24 protein-coding genes are annotated in these 14507 nt (G+C 46.5%); 1 reads left to right on the top strand and 23 read right to left on the bottom strand.

What is annotated here, in order from left to right; translation table 11 throughout:
* Nucleotides 1–14: 14 nt before the first annotated feature.
* The 6 genes from ACTRXH_RS01365 to ACTRXH_RS01340 all read right to left on the bottom strand — a co-directional run bounded on the left by ACTRXH_RS01365 (nucleotide 15) and on the right by ACTRXH_RS01340 (nucleotide 5238).
* Nucleotides 15–692: a head maturation protease, ClpP-related gene (locus ACTRXH_RS01365; RefSeq protein WP_474280225.1), complete on the bottom strand. Its 678-nt coding sequence runs from the start codon at nucleotides 690–692 to the stop codon at nucleotides 15–17.
* Complete coding sequence (locus ACTRXH_RS01360) at nucleotides 689–1936, bottom strand: phage portal protein (RefSeq protein WP_474280223.1); 1248 nt, start codon at nucleotides 1934–1936, stop codon at nucleotides 689–691. The genes ACTRXH_RS01365 and ACTRXH_RS01360 overlap by 4 nt, the downstream gene beginning before the upstream one ends.
* Nucleotides 1937–1939: 3 nt before the next feature.
* On the bottom strand, nucleotides 1940–2149 hold the full coding sequence (locus ACTRXH_RS01355) for a hypothetical protein (RefSeq protein ID WP_474280221.1): 210 nt from the start codon (nucleotides 2147–2149) through the stop codon (nucleotides 1940–1942).
* Between the two features lie 13 nt (nucleotides 2150–2162).
* A complete protein-coding gene (locus ACTRXH_RS01350; protein ID WP_474280219.1) occupies nucleotides 2163–3854 on the bottom strand; it encodes a terminase large subunit in 1692 nt (563 codons plus the stop codon).
* Between the two features lie 22 nt (nucleotides 3855–3876).
* Nucleotides 3877–4359, bottom strand: a complete 483-nt coding sequence (locus ACTRXH_RS01345) for a phage terminase small subunit P27 family (RefSeq protein ID WP_474280217.1) — start codon at nucleotides 4357–4359, stop codon at nucleotides 3877–3879.
* A gap of 222 nt (nucleotides 4360–4581) precedes the next feature.
* The gene (locus ACTRXH_RS01340) at nucleotides 4582–5238 is read right to left on the bottom strand and encodes an HNH endonuclease signature motif containing protein (protein ID WP_474280736.1); all 657 of its coding nucleotides are present in this window, start codon (nucleotides 5236–5238) and stop codon (nucleotides 4582–4584) included.
* Here ACTRXH_RS01340 and ACTRXH_RS01335 point away from each other — a divergent pair.
* A complete protein-coding gene (locus ACTRXH_RS01335; RefSeq protein ID WP_474280757.1) occupies nucleotides 5155–5364 on the top strand; it encodes a hypothetical protein in 210 nt (69 codons plus the stop codon). The two genes, ACTRXH_RS01340 and ACTRXH_RS01335, sit on opposite strands and share 84 nt — an antisense overlap.
* 270 nt (nucleotides 5365–5634) lie before the next feature.
* On the opposite strand, the gene ACTRXH_RS01330 is transcribed toward ACTRXH_RS01335, so the two are convergent.
* From ACTRXH_RS01330 to ACTRXH_RS01250, 17 genes are all read right to left on the bottom strand, one after another.
* Nucleotides 5635–6147 (bottom strand): hypothetical protein, encoded by a 513-nt coding sequence (locus ACTRXH_RS01330; RefSeq protein ID WP_474280215.1) that lies wholly within the window; start codon nucleotides 6145–6147, stop codon nucleotides 5635–5637.
* A gap of 25 nt (nucleotides 6148–6172) precedes the next feature.
* Entirely contained in the window at nucleotides 6173–7069 is an 897-nt protein-coding gene (locus tag ACTRXH_RS01325; RefSeq protein ID WP_474280213.1) for a DUF6731 family protein, read from the bottom strand.
* A gap of 175 nt (nucleotides 7070–7244) precedes the next feature.
* The gene (locus ACTRXH_RS01320; protein WP_474280211.1) at nucleotides 7245–7694 is read right to left on the bottom strand and encodes a transcriptional regulator; all 450 of its coding nucleotides are present in this window, start codon (nucleotides 7692–7694) and stop codon (nucleotides 7245–7247) included.
* A gap of 88 nt (nucleotides 7695–7782) precedes the next feature.
* The gene (locus ACTRXH_RS01315; protein ID WP_474280209.1) at nucleotides 7783–8502 is read right to left on the bottom strand and encodes a hypothetical protein; all 720 of its coding nucleotides are present in this window, start codon (nucleotides 8500–8502) and stop codon (nucleotides 7783–7785) included.
* Complete coding sequence (locus ACTRXH_RS01310) at nucleotides 8499–8705, bottom strand: XtrA/YqaO family protein (RefSeq protein ID WP_474280207.1); 207 nt, start codon at nucleotides 8703–8705, stop codon at nucleotides 8499–8501. The genes ACTRXH_RS01315 and ACTRXH_RS01310 overlap by 4 nt, the downstream gene beginning before the upstream one ends.
* Nucleotides 8706–8755: 50 nt before the next feature.
* Nucleotides 8756–9199, bottom strand: coding sequence for a hypothetical protein (locus ACTRXH_RS01305; RefSeq protein WP_474280205.1), 444 nt, complete (start codon nucleotides 9197–9199; stop codon nucleotides 8756–8758).
* Between the two features lie 12 nt (nucleotides 9200–9211).
* A complete protein-coding gene (locus ACTRXH_RS01300) occupies nucleotides 9212–9382 on the bottom strand; it encodes a hypothetical protein (protein ID WP_474280203.1) in 171 nt (56 codons plus the stop codon).
* Between the two features lie 25 nt (nucleotides 9383–9407).
* The gene (locus ACTRXH_RS01295; RefSeq protein ID WP_474280201.1) at nucleotides 9408–9614 is read right to left on the bottom strand and encodes a hypothetical protein; all 207 of its coding nucleotides are present in this window, start codon (nucleotides 9612–9614) and stop codon (nucleotides 9408–9410) included.
* A gap of 15 nt (nucleotides 9615–9629) precedes the next feature.
* Entirely contained in the window at nucleotides 9630–10373 is a 744-nt protein-coding gene (locus ACTRXH_RS01290; protein WP_474280199.1) for a helix-turn-helix transcriptional regulator, read from the bottom strand.
* On the bottom strand, nucleotides 10370–10504 hold the full coding sequence (locus ACTRXH_RS01285) for a hypothetical protein (protein WP_474280197.1): 135 nt from the start codon (nucleotides 10502–10504) through the stop codon (nucleotides 10370–10372). The genes ACTRXH_RS01290 and ACTRXH_RS01285 overlap by 4 nt, the downstream gene beginning before the upstream one ends.
* Complete coding sequence (locus tag ACTRXH_RS01280; RefSeq protein WP_474280195.1) at nucleotides 10501–11061, bottom strand: Holliday junction resolvase RecU; 561 nt, start codon at nucleotides 11059–11061, stop codon at nucleotides 10501–10503. Before ACTRXH_RS01280 ends, ACTRXH_RS01285 begins: the two co-directional genes overlap by 4 nt.
* A 122-nt stretch (nucleotides 11062–11183) precedes the next feature.
* Nucleotides 11184–11375, bottom strand: coding sequence for a hypothetical protein (locus ACTRXH_RS01275; protein WP_474280193.1), 192 nt, complete (start codon nucleotides 11373–11375; stop codon nucleotides 11184–11186).
* A 71-nt stretch (nucleotides 11376–11446) separates the two neighbouring features.
* Nucleotides 11447–12154, bottom strand: a complete 708-nt coding sequence (locus ACTRXH_RS01270; protein WP_474280191.1) for a hypothetical protein — start codon at nucleotides 12152–12154, stop codon at nucleotides 11447–11449.
* A complete protein-coding gene (locus ACTRXH_RS01265; RefSeq protein WP_474280189.1) occupies nucleotides 12155–12550 on the bottom strand; it encodes a replication terminator protein in 396 nt (131 codons plus the stop codon).
* Nucleotides 12551–12595: 45 nt separating this feature from the next.
* Nucleotides 12596–12754, bottom strand: a complete 159-nt coding sequence (locus tag ACTRXH_RS01260; RefSeq protein ID WP_474280187.1) for a hypothetical protein — start codon at nucleotides 12752–12754, stop codon at nucleotides 12596–12598.
* The gene (locus ACTRXH_RS01255) at nucleotides 12755–13564 is read right to left on the bottom strand and encodes a DnaA ATPase domain-containing protein (protein ID WP_474280185.1); all 810 of its coding nucleotides are present in this window, start codon (nucleotides 13562–13564) and stop codon (nucleotides 12755–12757) included.
* Nucleotides 13515–14465 (bottom strand): DnaD domain-containing protein, encoded by a 951-nt coding sequence (locus ACTRXH_RS01250; protein ID WP_474280183.1) that lies wholly within the window; start codon nucleotides 14463–14465, stop codon nucleotides 13515–13517. The genes ACTRXH_RS01255 and ACTRXH_RS01250 overlap by 50 nt, the downstream gene beginning before the upstream one ends.
* Nucleotides 14466–14507: the final 42 nt, after the last annotated feature.

Below are 14507 nucleotides of genomic sequence, written 5' to 3'. Positions count from 1 at the left end.
CCCTTTCTAATTAATTACAGTGATAGTAATTCCAATTCGGCGAGCTGTTTCGCGTATCTCGATTCAAATGTCTTGTTCTGCTTCAGCTGCTCCGGGACTTTGTCGGCGTTAAAGACGAAACGCTCATCCATCGTAGCCGCTGCTTCCATGCCGTCTTTGACTTCATCGCAGAACCCGTAGGTTTCACATTCTTTCGCGCTTAGCCATGTTTCGGCGTCCATCAATTCTTTGGCTTTTTCGTCCGTGATTTTGCCATTGGAGCGACTAACGTACGTGGTGCGGATGGAATCCGTGATTTTTTCTAAATCGTTCGCCACTTTGCGGAATTCCGACGCATTGCCAATCGCAATCGTGAGCGCATTATGGACCATCATCATGGCGTTTTCGGGCATATGAATCTCATCACCGGCCATTGCAATCACGGAAGCAATCGACGCCGCAATCCCGTCCACATGCACAATGACTTTGGCCTGGTGCCGCTTGATCATCGAGTGAATGGCCTGCCCTTCGAAGACACTTCCGCCAGGTGAGTTAACATACAGATGAATCGTTGTAACGTCGCCAAGGTTCTTCAGGGATTCCTGAAAATCCCTGGCCGCTCCTTCACTGAAAAAGCCCTCGCCCTGGATGGGCCCATAAATACTAATTTCCGCCTCTTTATCCGAAAGATTTTTCATATTGAAGAACTTCATTCGTTTTCACCACCTTTCGTGGGCTCCTCAGGAACCCCGGCTTTGCGTTTCTGATACTCGCGCATCAAATCGAGCGGCACGAGGTTCAGGTTGCCAAAGCGCATATCGCCTAATTCCTCATCGATCTTTTCCTGCTCTTCCAGTTCATTGATGGTGTTAATATCGATGCCGCCGACCCGCATCATGATTTCGTAGAATTCAGCGCGGGTTTTGCTGTCCGCCCGAAGCTCACTTTCCAAGTTAAATTTGTAATACATACCGTTTTTGCGGTCCTGCTCCGTGAGAAGCTTCGTATTCATTTCTTCTTCGTAGTTCGTAACCTTCGGCTGAATGGTGTTTTTGATGTATTCCATGGACTGGTGTTCGATATTGCTGAAAGTACTTCTATCCAATTCGTTTACCTTATGCGGAGGCACTTTATAAATGCCGGCAATCTGTAGCTTATTGTATTTCATGGTTTCAATGAATTCGCTGTCTTTCTGAGGTACGCTGATGGTCTGGAAATCCATGGCCCCGTCCACGATGGCGATCTCCTCGTTATCGTTAACTTCCTTCCAAGATTGCCGCACTTTCTTTTTGTTCTCCGGATTAATGAGCTCAGCGGACTTCAGCATCCCTCGAGGCATCCCTCCATTGGCAAAAAAGGAGGACTGATACTCGTTCGCACTGATATTCGTGCCCAGGTTTTCCCGAATCACTTGGATCGGCGAACGACCTACAATGCCGTCCAAGCTCAAGCTTTTGAAATGCAGCATGCGATACGGCTGAATTTTTAAATACCGGCCGTTCACCACGCTATAATAGGTGACTTTATTGGTGGTCTCGTCCAAATCCACAGCCGTTTGAGCCGGATGAAGAGGGATAATTTCTTTCACGTCGCCATTCATGTGGAAATTAATGATGCTGTAGGCGTTCCCCCATAAGTCCATATGCGTTTCCATGAGCCGCTTCCAGACAAATGGCGTCATCAACTTGTTCGGACGATGGTGAACTACCGCATGATTCGGGTGCTCCCGCAGCTTCGTGACCTTGCCGTCCTGCTTCTGATGAAGCGAGACCGGATACTTGGCAATATCGTCGGCCAGCACCGCCACACAGCTGTAGATTTCACTGGTGCGGAACGAAGATTCCTCCGTGACCCGTTGGCCACTTTTGGTATTCGGAAACATGTGCGTGAACCAGCCGTCCGGTTCCTGTACATTCATCTCGTTTTTCACACCGGATGTTTTCTTATTCAGCAACATGCGTTATCCTCCTTTCCGCCCCGCGATTAAGAACGCGACATAAATAAAGGCAGCTCCCAGAAGGAACCACCCGACCGCTTTATGAATAAAGAAACCGGCATAGCTCACAAACATTAAGCCGGCAAATAACAACAAATCATCGATAATCATATAAAGGAACAGCAGAAGCTTTTTTATATGTTCTGCGATCCATTGCTTCCATTGATTGGCCATGGCCCCCTCCTTTCTAAAAACTGAAATCCTGCGACGCGATGTGATCGTTAATATCGACCCCGTCGTCGGTCATGGCTCGGGTAAATCCATTCACCACCGACACGATGGGATCAATCCGCTCTTTGGATTTGTGTTTATCCAGCATGATGTTGCCCTGGGCATCCTCCCGCTCAATGGCGTTTGAGACGGCCCAGCTCAAGACCGGATTATGGTCATGTTCGACTTTGCCGGCATAGACGTTCTCTCGGAATGCTTTCAACGGCTCGCTCAGCGTCTTAATACCTTGCCGGATTTCCACGCACAAATAGCCCCGCTTAATCATGTTCGTGGAGAACTGCGTGGCACTGTACGGATCGTAATCGATTTCTTTGATCTTCCATCCGTTTTCCTGGGCCGTTCGCTCAATAAATTCTTCCACAAACTCATAGTCGACGACTTCGCCCGGCGTGACGGTTAACCATCCCTGTTCCACCCAGAGACGGTACGGCACGCGATCTTTATGCTCCCGCTCCGCTAAAGCTAGTTCCGGCATAAAGGAATGCGACCGCACCGCATAATACCCTTCCGGTAATGGAAAGACAAAGCCAATGCTGGTGAGGTCGATCTTTTTGGATAAGTCGACCCCGACAAAGCAATCCAGTCCTTCCAGTTTGGTGGGCTGATGCGTTCCGGCTTCTTTCCATTTCTTCGAGGACATGTAGCCGTCGTCTTTCATGTCGACCCAGAGGTTCATGTTTTTGGTGAGGAAGCTGCGCATTTTGCTCGGTGCATCCAGAGCCATTTTAAGTTCTCCCCGCAAGTACTCCCGCCCGGTCTCGTAGCTCATGACCACCGGGTTGGCTTTCTCCCAGACGTTTTCGTCATTAATATCATCATCTTCGTCCAGCTCGTTCACCATAATAAAATAATGATCATTATCAATATCAACATTCGGGTCGATGACTTTGCTGATGTAATCGTATTCCACGGCGAAGCATGGCTTGCTGAGATCGAAGCCGGCCGTCGTGATGATAAAATGCAACGGCTGCGCCCGCGCTCCGGACGCCGAGGTCAGATTGTCCAGAATTTCACTGGTGGGATGCAGGTGATACTCATCGACCAGGGAGCATTGCGGGTTGATCCCGTCCCCGGTCTTTCCATCCTCTTTCGACAGCGCTTCAATAAATGACTGGGACTTCTTGTGCTTGATGCGGCCATAGGATTCATGAAACCGATCCTTGAATTCGCTTTGGTTGATCTGGGCACTGATTTCATTCCAGATGATCTTGGCCTGCTTCGTTTTGGTCGCCCCTATATAGACTTCGGAGTATGGTTCGCCCAGCCCGGACGCTTCATAGCTCCCGACCAATGCCAGGGACTGCGACTTCGCGTTCTTTTTAGCCACCTGCCAGTACGCCCGGTTGAACCGCCGGCTCCCGGTTTTGTAATGCGCCCAGCCGTAGATGTTGGCAAAGATGAAAATCTGAATGGGCGACGGATTAATATGTTCGCCGGCGATCACGCCTTTGGTGTGTTTGAACTTCGTGCACCATTTCAGGAACCGCATCGCTTTATCTTCATCGAATCGGTATTCGAACTCGCTGTATTTCTCCCGCTCCAAGTCAATGAGGAAACGGTGACAGGCCCACTTATGTTTCTGGCAAGCCATAAGGTCCCCATTCAGTACATCGTTGCAGTATTCGATTAAATAGTTTTTGAGTTTCATGGCTTGCCTCCTTTCTTACAGGCTAAATATCATCAAATTCATCCGCTTCTTCTTCCTCGGCTTTGGCCTGATTCAACGCCATCTTGGCACGGGAGGAAGGAGAGAACCCGAACTCGCCGCCGAGCGACTTCATCTGCTCGTAAAATTGCTTCTTGCGAATAATCATTTCTTTGTTTGGCACGGTCACGCCATCGTCATCGAGGAACATGCCGTCTTCGTTTAAGGCTTTGGCCACCGCGACATAGTTCGAATACGCATCGCAATACAGCGATAAAAAATGGACATCCAAATTCGTCAGGAGGTCCAGTTCTTCCATTTCTTTGACGATCTTTTTAAACTCGCGCTTCCCTAACGTATCCAGCCAGGTCGGCGGCTTCAGCTTATCGCTCGCCACTTTAAAGGAAGCTTCCGCTTTTCGACGCGCTTCGATTTCCGACTTCGTACGCTTGTTTTTATTTCCTTGCACTAATTGCAGATCAATCGGCTGCGCTTTATGACTTCCCATCCCCGGACCCCCTTTCAAAAATTTCTTCAAGCGAATTTTGTGCGAAGAAAGCTTCGCCGTCGTTCTTAACGCCTACTCCCACAGGGATTAGAGGCGGGGGGGGGTATTCATCGTCGCCCCCCTCCCCCTCCCGTCGGTTGGCTCGCTCGGTTGCGGCTGTCTATATTTCTGTTGGCGGCTGCTTCGTCCTTTCCTATCACGCAGCCGTGGCTGTCGCTTCGGTTACGACACGACCGTCAGCTGTTCCGGGTTCGCTTCCTTCCACTTCCGGTACCAATCCCGCAGCCGTTCCATTTGTTGTTCACTCACCGGCTCGCCCTGGTCCTTCGCCCGTTGGTAGCTGACACTCATGCTGCTGTCGATCAAGACGATCGGGATGTTCTGCTGCATGGCCCGCTCCATCTGGTAATCGTCGATCTGATCCATACTGAGGTAAAGCTTATGGAAGCTATGAGCTAAGGACATAGAGCCTATAGAGCTAATGGCTATAGACTGTTGACCTGTAGACGGTTGGTCTAAAGGGTGAGAGGTAGAAGGCTGGATACCTAAGACACTATGAACCATAGAGGCTTGAAAGCTGTGTGCCAAGGACCTGGCATCGCTTTTGCTTTCGTTCCCTTCGCCGGTCGTCATCGCTTTCGCCAGTCGTTCCGGCTCGACCACCACGTCCCGTGCCGCATCCATCGTCCGCTCGATCCAGTTCATCCGGGTCGTCGGATCGTAGCCAAGCACCAGCACCACCTTCCCGGCCTTGTCTTTCCTGCCATTGATCCGGTCCGCTCCGTGTGCTTTGTTGTGGCAGTCCTGGCAGATCGTCTCCAGGTTCTCCCGTTCCAACCGCTTCGACCAATCGTCCTTCAGTTCGATCAAGTGGTGCACGATGTTGCCCTGCTTGTACCGTCCCTCTCGCAGGCAGCTGCGGCACAGGTGCGCGTCTCGCTGCAGTACGACCTTCCGTACCTGCTGCCACTCCTTGCTCTTGTAGAAGCGTGTGGCTTTGCTTGAAGTAGCGTCCTTATACCGCGACTGATTATAGGTCTGGTGTTGCTCCCGCTTATGTGCTGGACAGTAGCGCTCTTTCGTGAGGCTGTTACAGCCCACGGCATTGCAGATCTTATAGCCGCCAGTAGTCATATAGGACGCTCCCTTCTGTATCTAGTATGGATATGCTCTCTACGGGGAGAATGCGGCATGGTATAGGCAGTGCCCGCATCCATTCATCGTAGGCAGCCCCCGTAGGCAACACACCAAAAAAGCACCCACAATTGTGAGTGCTTAAAAATTGTCATTAGTTACTTTTCCATCCTTTGGTTTCGTATTCTCTTCGTCGAATAAAAATAGATAGAACGCCACACTGATAAATAGAAATAACATTAATAAATAAATTAATGTAAAGAAAATCCATAGTGAATTAATCCAATTCAACATATAATAACTTAATTTACCATTTTCTAACACTACTTGATAAACAATAGTAGTTATCACTGTAACGAACCCTGATGCCAAAGTCACCAGCATAATCCAGACAAGTTGTCTTTTTTCAACTTTGTTTGTGACTATATCTCGCACGATGCTTTTATTTATTACAGAGGCTAGAACACTTAAACAAGCTCCATAAAAGCCCAAACTTATACTAGCAAATAATAAAACTCCTTCCAAAGCTTTAGAAAATCCTTTTATATCAAACAAATTCAAGTAAAAGTAAGAAATAACACTAAAAACTAGAGCTATTAGAAGTGCCGCTAATATTATTTTATAAGATAGTTTCATTTCTTTATCAGTAGTCATTTAAACTACTCCTATCTATTACTATTTATATATTATTCCTGATTGGCCTTTCTCCCAATGTATATAACTCAATCATATTTTCAAAAACCCTATAAGAGTTTAAAGTACGTTCGTGTTCAAATCTATAAGTTTTTTCACTTGTTATCTTATGGTTTATTAAGTCAATTTTTTCTAAATTACTTTCTTCATCTTCTCTAGATTTAACAGATAATTTTTCTAATTCCTCATCTTCAATATATCTTTCCAAAATCGCTTTAGTAGTTTCATCATCCAAATCGTTATCTCTACCTTTTTTTGCAGAAATAGTTAATTCTATTTGGTATGCACCATTTTCACCGGAGTCAAACAATCTTCTAACAAGATCTTCCGATTGGTTACCAGCTAATTTAAGGTTAATTGTATTATAAGAGTTTTGATTAAAAGCTCTGTGAGTAGCTGCTCCATCCACAGCCGGTACTAACTCAAAACTTTCGGAGACCCCTGCTTCATTTACCAACGTTCTCAAAAACATCTCCACAGCCGTTGGGCTCAAAGAATTAATATTTCGTTGGAGTATCAAAACATCTTTATTCTTATCGTATAGAGCACTGATTTCATAACCTATAAATTCATTTTCTTCGATTTCTAACATCCTCGATTCTCCTTCTAATGTAGCTACATTAGGTACCAAAGGATCTAATTTATCAAATACTAAATGATAAAAACCAGTGTGGTAATCATAATTTAAATCAATTAATCTTATAGGCTCAAAATTATATCTATAATAATGCATGTACCCTGATTCTTGATTTTCTTTAGCAGTAGTATAGTTAATCATAATACGGTCTAACAAGTGATTAAGCTTTAAATGCACAGTATGACCACTGTTATTTTGGCAATAAATTTTAAAATAATTAAATGTTACTTTTTTTCTTTTAGGCATAAATGAAAACCCCCATAAAAAACATTGTGTCCTATTTTACCACAAATAGGTAAAAAGGCACCCATAAAATGGATGCCTTTTTCATGGAATTAGCTATATGAGGGTTAGTCAATCTATTTCCACACTGCCATAATAGCTCGTTTTTCGGCCTTAAAAGTGACACATCAATGACAGCCTACCTCCAGCCCAGCACTTCAATCGTCGCTAAGATAATCTCATCGCGCCACCGCATGGCCTGTCGTTTGCTGATATGCACTTCCTGGGCCACCGCCTCCCAGGTTGTGTGACGGTTCTCCGACCAGTACCGGCAGCGAACCAAATGGCGGTAATCGTTCGGTAAGGCATTGTACACCTGCTCGATGGCATTCGTGACTTCTTCCAGGTAATGCAGCTGCTTGTTCGTGGTCAGTCGGGTAGCAATGTTTTCCGTTGGGGATGACGGCGCAAAAACATCGTGCCCTCCGCTGTTCTCATCCGGTTCCTCGTTATAAGGAGAAATGATCGATTGGCGGAGCAACGCTTTCTGTTTCAACGTTAAGTGATACGCTCTCCATTCCGCTTCGGCTTTCTTAAAGGTGATCTGCATCGGCTTGATTGGGGTTCGGGCATTGTGTTTTACTTTCATGGCCATTCCTCCTTGAAATAAAAAAGAGGACACCAAACTACAGCGTTGTGCTGTCGTTCAGTGTCCTCCAGTGGGCTGGTAGAACATTTCATGCTTTTTTTAAATTATGCAGTGCATATTCTAATATTTCTTTATTTTCTTTTTTAGTTTCATTAGAAATAAATTTCTGTATTGCGCTTTTCTCAGCGGTGCTAAATTGATAACCCAACATTTTTAAAATTCTATTTTTATCTCTATCTTCCAATTCCATTTCTTTTACATAACCATAAATATTTATAACACTGTTCATATAAGGACTTATTTGATATATAGCAGATTTATTCACTTCTCCTCTTGGATTAGTAAAATTTTCATTAAAATCCTTTATAGATCTAATTCCTGCAGTTTGAAGCGTATTTAAATTTTCAATTTCACGGTTTTTTCTATCTACTAAAGAAAATATTGTAGTTTCAAATTGATGTCTCTTGACTAAATATACTTCTTCTTCATGCAATTCTCTTGATTGTTTCATCTCTATCGCTTGATATTCCAGTTGCTCTCCTTGGTTTTTCAACTCGCCTCTCTGAAGTTTCAACTCTTGTCTTTGCAATTTCAATTCATCTCTTTGTAACAGTACTCCAGCAAATATGATCAAAAAACTAGAACCTGTTAATAAGGAACCCACTCCATCTAAATAGTTTCCTTTAAAATTAATTGGAATTATGAACGCTAAAACAAAGAGGATTAAACCAAATGTGGTCACCCAAAAACTCCATCGTTTCCAAAAAGGGTTATCTGGTGGTTCAAATGATTCTTCGTTATTTGTCAAAACTCTTCCCCCTCATCCCATTCCACTCGTTTGACTTGGCCCTGGTGCGTAACAATTCTCGTCTTGCCGTGAGCAGGCAGCGGAGCACAACGTACACGCCCCTGCCCAACCACTAAGACCATCGGTGCTTCTGCTTTCAGTATATCAAAATCTAACTGTCCTGTATGTTTATCCCATGCGATTTCTGTCATTCGTTTGTTCATGTCAGCCCTCCCTATCAGCCTGAATGCTAATCGAGCTCAATCTAGCAGTTTTAATCCCATTTAAAGATTAACTTTCGGTATGTGACGGTCGTATTAAAGAGGCCTTTTTCCGACTTGCATACATGTTCTACGTTCACCCCATCTAAGCGTAGTTCAATTAATTCGGCTCTCGTATCGCTAAACAAGACTTTGTGTTCTTCTTTGCTCCCTTCTTTGGAAATATCAAGAGTGGAGGCTCCGTTTTCTGCAGCTTCCACTAAAGATGGTTTCACCCATTCGATAAATTCTTGGATAAGCTGATCGACCGCTTCGTCTCGTTTTTGCTGCAATGCTTCTTTAAAGGAAGCAGGTGATTGTTTGTGTTTTCTTGCGGTCAACGTGATGTTGCCAGTCATTTTGTGCAATTTCGCTATTTCCGCTTTCACTTCAATGCCTGTGGCATCTTCTCTCACCGTCATAGCGTCGCCTTTGTTTAACTCATTAGCATAACTCATTGCATTGGCCTCCTATTCAATTTCCATGATTTCGCTGTATAGCTCTTCAGATCGTTCTCCATTTTCATATCTCTTTATAAGTGGGTGAATTACTACTACCAGGCCGAAGCTCCCCGTCCAACCAATTTCTTCATAAGCTCGTTTCATGTCATACAGATACTTTTCAGCCGCTCCCCAATCCATGAAATCTCCTCCTCGTTTTCGTCATTTAAAGCTGCCCCATCTTGTATCGATCCCAGCAATACGAAAACAACTCGCCCGGCTCCCAGATCTCGCTGAAGTGCAGCCAGCCGGAGCGAAGCGGCGTGAATTTCGCATAATACCACTCCGGTCCTTTGTGCATATTCTGGAACATGATGACGCCCCATTGCTTCCGCTTCTCACTAAACACCCGTGTGCCTGGTTCGTAGTGCATGCATCCCGCCTCCCCTTAGCCAGGTAAGTGCATTTTCAGTAACGCTGCGGTTCGTTCATACAAGGTCTGATATTCGGTATAGGCATCGTCCGGCAGGAGCTGCATATCGGTTTCCTGCAGCCGCTCCATTTCATCCAGGCGTTGCTGCAGCTCGTACCTTTTCTTTTCTGCATCGTCCGCCCGCTCCCGCTCTTTTTCCGCTTCGATACTGAGCTCCCGCTCCATGTTGGTAAATCGGAATTGGGCCTTTTCTTCCTGAGCATCAAAATCGCTCTTCAGTTCGTCAAAGGCCTGCTTGTAATTATCCCGTTCGTTTTGCACCTGTTCTTTTTCGTGTTTTAACCTTTCGATATCAGCTTTCAAGTGCCGTTCCTTTTCTGCATGGAAATCCGGAGCCACCACCGCTTCCTGAACCTCATCCGGTTCGTCCTGGTCGTTGTCCTCTTCCGGATCCTCTCCAAGCGCTGATTGCTTTTTCACGCCCCATTTGTATTTATAATTGTTGACCGTGCCGACGGTTTTTCCTGTCTGATCCGCTATTTCCTTTGCCGTGAATCCCTGGTTCGTCAGGTCCTGTAACTTCTCTTTTGTTAACACATCATCCTTTGGCATGCTTTTGCCTCCTCCAATGTTGGCTATATGGGCTTCCATCTGCTCCGGCGTCCAGATCGTTGTGGTCACTTCACTGCTCGGCAGCACCTGGGGCTTATCCCGTTTGGGGTTTCGGATCTCCACCCGCTCCCGTCGTAAATCGGTCATTTAATCCCTCCCTTTACGGCCTTCATAATCTCCTCCCAGATACTCCGGATATCCCGCCGGATATGGTCCCCCAGCAGCGCATAAATCAGTCCGCTCGAGAGGAGAACCAACAGGGCCTGCATGAGATTCATTGCGTCCCCCGTTTCTCATCCACAATCGCTAAGTAATCGAGCGGGACCTTCCGGCCGGTCGTTATCACATCGGCATACACCATGAAATCGTCATAGGGAATGCTCTTGCGTCCGCCCTCGTCTTTGCGTTTCTCGTAGAGCGTGATCATGTTCACCGGGGTGTAAAAGACCGTGCGTTCGTCTCGGAATTCAATCAATAGGAACGCTTCTCCGCCGTGCCGCTCGGTTTCCTGCAGGTAGGCCAGCTGATGCTGTTGCAGCTTGTTCAGCGGGAAGCTTTTGCCCTGAATGGATTTGGCTTCAAAGGCAATCGGAATGCCTCGGTACAGGCCGTCATAATCCACGGTGGATTTCTGGTCCCATTGCGCTTTCTGGATCTGCATGCCCTGGGTTTTAATCACCTTGATTGGCGTGGGTCGCTTATTGATGAGCGCCAGGTTTTGGTTGCGATACATCGTATTGGTTTTATTGATGAGGTTCTCGAATGGCATGCCGCGCTGGCCGTGATTATGCTTTTTCGGGTATTTGCGAGCCGGTGCTCGATTGGTCTTATTCATGGCTGTTCCTCCCTGGCGGTTTCGTTTGTCGGCAATAAGCGCCATTTTTATCGTTTTCTTGCATTTTTGTGCTTATTTAACAGTCAAATGCCCAAAAAAGGGCCTATTTTGCACAAAACGCTTCAGGCGTTCTGCCCGCCGTACCAGTCCAGATGGTCCGCCGAGAGTGGTGTTTCTTTCTGTTTCAGGTACGTGCGCTTCGTTTGGTCTTTCGTGGCTTCTGCTGCCTGGACCGCTAGTTTCATACCGGGAACGTGCTGCAGCTGCTCAACGGCTTGCTCCTGCTTCTGGAGGAGCTGATATGTGGGTTTCATGATACATCTCCTTTTTTGCATCATTTTAAAAGAAGCACCATAGAGCAAAATCTAGCCCTATGGTGTTGTCATTAAGATATAACGTGGATGTTCCCTTCGTTGATTTCGCTCTCCAAATGCTCAGCAAGATATTCCTTGATTCGCTGCATTGCTTCTAGCTTCCAAGCCCCGCCATCGGATTCAAACAGGGCGCATTTCGGTCCGTTCTGCATCCGGAAGATAAATTCGGATTCTGGCTGTTCAACTTCCACAAACGTACGATACGGTTTTAACATAACGGGATTTGGCACTTTTACATTCCCGACGCTTGCTACCCCTGTTTTAGCCGTAACGGCTTGAGACGTGCCGTCATCTCCTACGGTTTTCACGGATTCTTCTTTGATATTTCCTACTACTTGCAGCATGACATCGCGGTCGTTATTGTGACTGAAGCAAGACTGCAGCTTAATATTAAAATCTTCGACTTCATAAAACCGGTCAAACTGGAACGAGGGAATCATCGCTTTGACTTCTGTCCAGCAGTCCCGTTGTTTATCGTTATTGATTTCGGAATAGCAATACACATGCTCCGGATCCTGAATATGAATCATCATTTTATCGGTCGTATCGAATTCTGATTTCACATAATCAACGAGCCCTGCTAAGCTGTGAAGCTTGATCGATTTCGCCAATGGTTCTGGCAGCACAAACAGTTCTTTATCGGAATATGCCTGCGTATTTTCGTATTGAATGGTCGCCGTTCCGAGACTGGTTAGGTATTCCAACGCTTCTTTAATCATTTACTGAACATCTCCTTTTTCTTGCCTTTTTGCTTGAAAATCATACAGTTTTTCGCCCGTATCGCTATAAACCCCGTCATCTTCAAGATAGGTCTGCCCTTTGATTCCACTTTTCAGTTCTGCTCCCGTGACTTCTCCTTGCTCGTCATAGTCCAGTACAATTTTGGTTGGAATATCTCTTGCTGGAGCCAAGGACGATTTTGCTTGAACCGAAGCCGTAGCTAAATCTCGGCTATCATCGCCCTTGATTGTTACCGTTAAGGTGAGTTTTCTCGCTTTTTCTGGGTCTGTATTCGGATCCGCAATGTTTTCTAATATTTTCTGGAGCTCGTCATTAAATCGTTCAGCTACCCCGCCGTGAGCAAATTCATTTAAATCCACCAGTTTCTTTGCCATTTCCCTAACACCCTTTCTTGGTTTAATAAACGGCTGCTACCCTCCTTAACGTAATATGGCTGTTTTTTCTCTCCACTGCTGTTGGAAATATAACTCCGCTTCCTGGAATCGCTGCAGGTTTTTCGCTACCCGTTCCTGCCGCAGCTGCTCTTCGTATTCGTTCAGTTGCTTGCCTTGCATCACAATCGCGCATGTAGGAACCATTTAATACACTCCTTTGAGTCGGTAATTAAGGTCTTTCTTCGTCCCGGTAATTGTCACCAGGAAGGATTTGCACATCTGCACGATCCGGGACGCCAGAGCGTCGTCAATATCCACGAGCTCTTCCATGATCAGCTCGGTCGACACAAGCATCGGCAGGTGGTTCAGGTACCGATAGTTGATCACCGCGTACATCTGCTCAATCTGCCAGGCGGTTGCTCGAGGGACGCGTTGATACCCTTCCTTGGTCCACTGCTTCACGGGCTTAAACAGATCGTCGATGAACAGCACATCGGCCTTTTTCATTCGCTCCATTTTTTGTTCCAGGAGATCGAAGTCATCTTTCAGATCGTTGAATCCTTCCACGTAGGGGAAATACTGCACAGATACGCCTCTAGGTCTCCCTTCGCTATCTTGAATGGTTTTCTGCTGCATGAGGTTATTGCTGAGCGCGGTGAGAATATGCGTTTTCCCGCAGCCCGGAGAACCCATGACCAGCATGCTGTTTTCCCGCAGTTTCCGGATCTCCTGATAATCGCTGTAATAGGCAAGCGCCGCTTCTTTCATCGCGGTAATCTGCGGATCCACATCGCCGGTCTGAAATTGCCCAAAGGTCACCTTCCGAAAGCTTTCGGTAATTTCACTGGACTTCAGCAGCCGTTCCGCCCGGCGCTGGTGAATACAGGAACAGATCACCCATTTCTCCACGCCGTCCACCTTCTCCAGCCAGCCGGTATGGTCTTTGCAGGTCGGGCACTGGTAGTCAGGTTCCCGGCCGGAACCATCCTCCACCGAGCGCGGATTGTTTTTCATTTCCGCTGACTTCTTCTTGAGGTCGGCGAGTACTTCCTGAATGCCCCTGGCTGTTCCGTCCATAGCGGTGAGCCTCCTTCTGCTGCTTTTTCGTTTCTTCGTGTTTCTCGACATCGGCTAAGGTTCGACAGTTCGCCCGGTGCCAGTCGTTAAGTATTCGATCCGCATATTTCAGGTTGTTGCCTCCCTGAAGGATCGTGGTCTCCAAGGCACGGAGAACAATCTCCGGCGATAACGTATCCACCCAGCCACCCAAAAAATCACGGTGATAGTCGTTCATCGTACCGCCGAAATTATTGTCGTAGAACTGGAACACATCCCCGATCGCTTGTTTATGCGCATCGGTTTCGGATGGCGGTTCGGTATCTTCCGGCGGGGCTTCTGGGGTTGATTCCTGTTCTTCCGTTTCCGCAGATGATACCGGCGCGTTACTACGACTACTACTGTTTAACTCATCTGTAGTTCTCAACTGCAAATCAACTGTTAAGGAATCCGACATTTTGTCAGAATCCGGGTTTTTAACATTTTGTTCAGATGGATTTGCACACTTTGTCAGAATGGAATCTAACATTTTGTCGTAATCCAACGCATAGTGAACCGTTGGCGCTCCGTTGGCTTTTTTCAGCTTGGTCGTGACCAGTTCCTGTTTGACCAGTTTATCGATGGAATACTTGATTTTCCGGCGGGTTAAGCCCGTTTCGTCTTCCCATTCGTCGTAGCTTTTGTAAAAGTAGCCGTCAATGCGTTTCGTCTTGTCGGAATAAAACACCAGCTGGTTTAAAATCAAGGCCGTGGTGAGATCCCCGTCCAAAAATTCGATAAAGATTTTAGGCACCGTGATCATGTTGTCCTGCCCGCTCATTTTCTTAATGACTGCCCGTAGTTCCTGATGCTTGCTCACATTCCTCACCTCTTCATGGTTTGGAAGAGGGCGCCCCACCCC

The sequence above is a fragment of the Marinococcus sp. LNHM5E3-2.1 genome, from assembly GCF_056034365.1.
This window is presented reverse-complemented; position numbering and strand designations above follow the sequence as displayed.